The sequence below is a fragment of the Antribacter sp. NEAU-D49 genome (genome assembly GCF_057158775.1).
The window spans coordinates 1-5,324 of record NZ_JBXTSN010000016.1 but is presented as its reverse complement, the minus strand read 5'-3'; the positions used below and the strand labels follow the sequence as shown (position 1 = coordinate 5,324).

General features: G+C 72.1%; 5 protein-coding genes and 1 tRNA gene. 4 read left to right on the top strand and 2 right to left on the bottom strand.

The window, feature by feature from the left end:
* Positions 1-90: 90 nt before the first annotated feature.
* A complete protein-coding gene (locus tag AC060K_RS13295; protein WP_483765872.1) occupies positions 91-597 on the bottom strand; it encodes a MarR family winged helix-turn-helix transcriptional regulator in 507 nt (168 codons plus the stop codon).
* A gap of 86 nt (positions 598-683) precedes the next feature.
* On the opposite strand from AC060K_RS13295, the gene AC060K_RS13290 reads away from it, so the two are divergent.
* Positions 684-1,910, top strand: a complete 1,227-nt coding sequence (locus AC060K_RS13290) for a hypothetical protein (protein WP_483765871.1) — start codon at positions 684-686, stop codon at positions 1,908-1,910.
* Here the strand turns inward: AC060K_RS13290 and AC060K_RS13285 are convergent.
* On the bottom strand, positions 1,907-2,503 hold the full coding sequence (locus AC060K_RS13285) for a TetR/AcrR family transcriptional regulator (RefSeq protein ID WP_483765978.1): 597 nt from the start codon (positions 2,501-2,503) through the stop codon (positions 1,907-1,909). The two genes, AC060K_RS13290 and AC060K_RS13285, sit on opposite strands and share 4 nt — an antisense overlap.
* Before the next feature lie 209 nt (positions 2,504-2,712).
* Here AC060K_RS13285 and AC060K_RS13280 point away from each other — a divergent pair.
* From AC060K_RS13280 to AC060K_RS13270, 3 genes are all read left to right on the top strand, one after another.
* Positions 2,713-2,784: transfer RNA gene (locus tag AC060K_RS13280), tRNA-Gln, on the top strand.
* A gap of 44 nt (positions 2,785-2,828) precedes the next feature.
* Positions 2,829-4,286: a bifunctional UDP-N-acetylglucosamine diphosphorylase/glucosamine-1-phosphate N-acetyltransferase GlmU gene (glmU, locus tag AC060K_RS13275; protein WP_483765870.1), complete on the top strand. Its 1,458-nt coding sequence runs from the start codon at positions 2,829-2,831 to the stop codon at positions 4,284-4,286.
* Positions 4,286-5,269, top strand: a complete 984-nt coding sequence (locus AC060K_RS13270; RefSeq protein ID WP_483765869.1) for a ribose-phosphate diphosphokinase — start codon at positions 4,286-4,288, stop codon at positions 5,267-5,269. Before glmU ends, AC060K_RS13270 begins: the two co-directional genes overlap by 1 nt.
* The last annotated feature ends 55 nt before the right edge of the window (positions 5,270-5,324 follow it).

The window sequence follows — 5,324 nt, the reverse complement described above, 5'->3', positions numbered from 1 at the left end:
GGGGGGTGGGCGGGGGTGGGGGGGGCGCCCCCCCCCCCCCCCCCCCCCCCCCCCCGACAAAGTGCCGAAGCAATGTGCCGAACGGTGGCCTCACTCGTCGAACTGGGCCACCACCGTGCGCAGCAGGTCGGCGAGCTGCGGCCGCTCGCTCGGCTTGAGGGCGGCGAGCACCTGCGACTCGACGTCGAGCAGGTCGCTCATGGCGGCGTCCACCCGGGCGAGGCCCGTCGCGGTCAGGTGCACCACGATGCCGCGGCGGTCGTCGGGGGAGCGGTGCCGCTCCACGAAGCCGCGCGACTCGAGCCGGTCGATCCGGTTGGTCATGGTGCCGCTCGTGACGAGCGTCTGGGTGACGAGGGCTCCGGGCGACAGGCGGTACGGGTCGCCGGCGCGCCGCAGGGCCGACAGCACGTCGAACTCCCACGTCTCCAGGCTGTGCCGGGCGAACGCGCCGCGGCGTGCGAGGTCCAGGTGCCGGGCCAGGCGCGACACGCGGCTGAACACCGTCAGCGGCTCCAGGTCCAGGTCTGGCCGCGCGTCCTTCCAGGCCGCGACGATGCGGTCGACCTCGTCGGGATGAGCGGGCTCGTGCTCCATGGCGTGAGCCTACCGTGACTCTCTCGACGTCAAGAGTCTTGATGGCCTGGCGCCGGGTCCAGGCAGTGGGCCGATAGGGTCGCACCATGTCAGACAAAGGGGGCGCGGCTTCGGGGGAGGGCGTCGGGATCTCGGAGGAGGACCGGCGGCTGTGGGCGGCGGTGGAGGCCGCGCAGGACGATCTGAGCCGCGCGCATCGTGCCTTCTTTGAGCGCGTCGGGGCTGGCGCACGGCGCCAGATCCTCGCCGAGCGGCTGCGGATCAAGTTCAACCGGTCTGCCCTCGACTTCCTCAACGACGTGTCCGACGATGTGCCTGACTTGCTGGACGAGCTTGTCGGCGCCGTGGGGATGGCGTGGGGGCGCAAGGCGGTGTACGCGCTCTGGCGCCGCCGCTGGACGATCCGGCCCGAGGTGCGCTCGATCATCGCCCGGGACCTTGCGACCAGCGACTACGAGAGCGACTTCGCCGAGCTGGGTGCCCTGCTCTACGAGCTGCGTGACTTCGACGGGTTGCGTGCCGTGATCCGGCTGGCCAGGGAGCGCGAGGACCCAGAGTTCGACGAGGTCGCCGACGGACTCGACGAGCTTCTCGATGTCAGTGACCCGCGACCCCAGGACCACACCGACCCCGCCGTGGTCCTCCGGACACCTCGCGAGCCCTGGTGGGACTACGTGCGCGAGCTGGCCGACGAGCTCCTCGACCGGCCGCTCGGGCCGCAGGACGGGTACGCGGCAGGCGAGCTCGACGCCGCCGAGGCCGCGCTGGGCGTGCCCCTCCCGGTCGCTCTGCGGGAGGCGTACGCCCTGTTCGGGCGTCGGCGCGAGCTGACGGCGGTGCGGGACCGCTTCCTGCCGCCCCAGGAGCTACGGATCGAGGACGACGTGCTCGTCTACCGGGTCGAGACCGAAGGGGACCTCGCCTGGGGGGTCCGCGCGGAAGACCTCAAGACCGACGACCCACCGGTGGTGCGAGTGTCCCGGGGCGCCGCGACGGCGCCGCAGCCCTGGGCGGCCCGGGTGACGGACGACGTCGTCCGTGCCGCCCTGGCGGAACTGGTGCAGCCGGACGGCAGCGGGACCACTGCCTGGACGGACGCCCTCGACCGAGGGTTCGAGCGGCTGAAGAACTCGACGCTGTCCGCGCCCGCCCCGAGGCTGGTCGGTGAAGGCGACGGCCGGTCGTGGCGGCGCAGCGGCACCCCGCTCTACCTGCTCGGGCCGGGGCCGACCGTCTGGGTCCGGGCGGCGACCCCGGAGATGCTCGCCTGGGTGCTCGACTTCCATTCCGGGGCGTGGAGGACGGAGATCTAAGGCTTGGTCAGCATCGGCTTCTTCTCCATGTTGGAGAGGCCGTTCCACGCCAGGTTGACCAGGTGCGCAGCCACGTCCGCCTTGCGGGGGCTGCGCGCGTCCAGCCAGTACTGGCCCGTCAGGGCGATCATCCCGACGAGCATCTGCGCGTACAGGGGCGCCGTGCTCGTGGGCAGCCCGTTGGACTTGAACTGGTCGATCAAGATCTGCTCCACCTGCGTGGCGACGTCGCCGATCAGGCTCGAGAAAGTGCCGGTGGCCTGCGCCACGGGAGAGTCGCGCACGAGGATGCGGAAGCCGTCCTCGGACCGCTCGATGTAGTCGAGCAGCGCCAGCGCCGTGCGCTCCAGCAGCACCTTGGGATGGCCGCCCGAGCCCAGGGCGCCGGACAGGGCCGCCGTGAGGCCCTGCACCTCCCGGTCCACGACCACGGCGTACACGCCCTCCTTGCCGCCGAAGTGCTCGTACACCACCGGCTTCGACACCTCGGCGCGGGTGGCGATCTCCTCGACGCTCGTGCCCTCGAACCCCTTCTCCGCGAACAGGCCACGGCTCACCGTGATGAGCTGCTCACGGCGCTGGCTGGCCGTCATGCGGGGGCGAGGAGTCTTACGAGGATCGGCAGCCATGGACCCATTCTGCCGTGCCCGTGTTTCCGAGGAGCGGGGCCCGCCGTGTGGCGCGGACCACGCAGACCGTGCGCCCGGAATGCCCGCGACCGGCCAGAGGCACCCGGCGTGACCTGGCAGACTGTGAGCGGACGTGCGACGGTGGCGCCGCAGCGCAACCTCGCGTGGTCCGGTCCGCCTTGGTGTAATCGGCAGCACAAGGGTTTTTGGTGCCCTTGGTCCAGGTTCGAGTCCTGGGGGCGGAGCCTGCACGTCGTCGTCAGATCCGCCTCGTCCCCCGGAGCCCCCCGTGACCGACACCCCCAAGCCTGCTGCCGTCGTCGTCCTTGCCGCCGGACAGGGGACCCGCATGCGGTCCGCCCTGCCGAAGATGCTGCACCGGATCGGCGGGCGCAGCCTCGTGGGGCACGTCATCACCGCCGCCCGGGAGCTCGAGCCGCGGCGCCTCGCCGTCGTCGTCCGGCACGAGCGCGAGCTTGTCGCCGAGGCCGTGACCGAGCTCGAGCCGCGCGCCCTCGTGGTGGACCAGGACGAGATCCCCGGCACGGGGCGGGCCGTCCAGTGCGCCGTCGAGGCGCTCGGCGACACGGTCCAGGGCGCCGTGATGGTCCTCGCGGGCGACATCCCCCTGCTCGACGGCGCCACGCTCGGCCGCCTGCTCGCCGCGCACACCGCCGACGGCAACGCCGTCACCGTCCTGACCACCGAGGTCGCCGACGCCACCGGCTACGGGCGCATCGTGCGCGACGCCGCAGGCGACGTCGTCGCGATCGTCGAGCACAAGGACGCCACACCCGAGCAGCGCGAGATCCGAGAGATCAACTCCTCCGTCTACGTCTTCGACGCGGCGGTGCTCCGCGCCGGGCTGGCGAGCCTCGGCACCGACAACGCGCAGGGCGAGGTCTATCTCACCGATGTCATCGCGTTCGCCCGCAACGCGGGCGGCGCCGTCCGCGCGCTGGTCAGCGACGACCCGATGAGCGTCGAGGGCGTCAACGACCGCGTGGCGCTCGCGGCCCTCGGCGCCGAGCTCAACCGCCGCGTGCTGGACCGCTGGATGCGGGCCGGCGTCACGATCGTGGACCCCCGCTCGGCGTGGATCGACGTCGACGTCGAGCTGGCCGAGGACGTCACGATCCTGCCGGGTGTCCAGCTCCACGGTGCCACCCGCGTCGAGACGGGCGCGACGATCGGCCCCGACACCACGCTCACGGACGTCGAGGTGGGCGCCGGCGCCACGGTGGTGCGCACGCACGGCGAGCTCGCGGTGATCGGCGAGGGCGCCTCGGTAGGCCCGTTCGCGTACCTGCGCCCCGGCACCAACCTGGGCCGCAAGGGCAAGATCGGCACCTTCGTCGAGACCAAGAACGCCGAGATCGGCGAGGGCTCCAAGGTGCCGCACCTCTCGTACCTGGGGGACGCCACGATCGGCGAGCACACGAACGTCGGTGCCGCGTCCGTCACCGTGAACTACGACGGCGAGCACAAGCACCGCACGGTGATCGGCTCGCACGCGCGCACCGGGGCGGACAACATGTTCGTCGCACCCGTCACCGTCGGGGACGGCGCGTACACCGCGGCCGGCTCCGTCATCGTGAAGGACGTGCCGCCGGGCGCGCTGGGCGTGGGACGCGCCCAGCAGCGCAACGTCGACGGCTGGGTCGCCCGACGGCGCCCCGGCAGCGCAGCAGACCGGGCTCAGGCCGCCGCCCAGGCAGCCGAAGCCGCCAAGGAAGGAAAGAACTGATGTCCAGCACCATCGTCGGCCCCGCCGGCCACCCCCTTGTCCTGGCCTCCGGCAGAGCCCACCCGGAGCTGGCGAAGGACGTCGCCAAGGAGCTGGGCATCGACCTGCTCCCGGTGACCGCGTACGACTTCGCGAACAGCGAGACGTACGTGCGGTTCGGCGAGTCGGTGCGCGGCGCCGACATCTTCCTGCTGCAGAGCCACACGCAGCCGATCAACCAGTGGATCTTCGAGCAGCTCCTCATGGTCGACGCCGCCAAGCGGGCCTCCGCGCACACCATCACCGCCGTGGCGCCCTTCTACGGCTACGCCCGGCAGGACAAGAAGAGCCGCGGCCGCGAGCCCATCTCGGCTCGCCTCGTGACGGACCTCCTCACTGCCGCGGGAGCCGACCGCATCATGAGCGTCGACCTGCACACCCCGCAGATCCAGGGCTTCTTCGACGGCCCCGTGGACCACCTGTGGGCGATGCCGATCCTCGTGGACTACGTCCGCACGCGCGTCGACCTGGACAACGTGACCGTCGTGTCGCCGGACGCCGGACGTATCCGGGTCGCCGAGATCTGGGCCGGCAAGCTCGGTGGCGGCCCGCTCGCCTTCGTCCACAAGACGCGCGACGTGACGCGCCCCAACTCGGCGGTGGCGAACCGCGTGGTGGGCGACGTCGAGGGCCGGGACTGCGTCCTGGTCGACGACCTGATCGACACCGGGGGCACCATCGCCGAGGCCGTCAAGGTCATCCTGGGCGCGGGCGCCCGCTCCGTGATCGTGGCCGCCACGCACGGCGTGCTGTCCGGCCCGGCCCCGCAGCGCCTCGCCGAGTGCGGCGCCTCGGAGGTCGTGGTCACCGACACCCTGCCCATCGAGGAGAGCAAGCGGTTCCCCTCCCTCAAGGTGCTCTCGATCGCGCCGCTGATCGCCACGGCCATCAAGGAGGTCGTCACGGACGGGTCGGTGACGTCGCTGTTCGACGGGAACAGCTGACGCCGGTAGGGCGCGGTGTGATCGGCAGTTCGGTGGGGGGGGGGGCGGGGGGGGG

Coding starts and splice junctions, on each gene's coding strand:
- AC060K_RS13295 (WP_483765872.1), bottom strand. CDS start 597: ATGGAGCACGAGCCCGCTCATCCCGACGAGGTCGACCGCATCGTCGCG.
- AC060K_RS13290 (WP_483765871.1), top strand. CDS start 684: ATGTCAGACAAAGGGGGCGCGGCTTCGGGGGAGGGCGTCGGGATCTCG.
- AC060K_RS13285 (WP_483765978.1), bottom strand. CDS start 2,503: ATGACGGCCAGCCAGCGCCGTGAGCAGCTCATCACGGTGAGCCGTGGC.
- AC060K_RS13270 (WP_483765869.1), top strand. CDS start 4,286: ATGTCCAGCACCATCGTCGGCCCCGCCGGCCACCCCCTTGTCCTGGCC.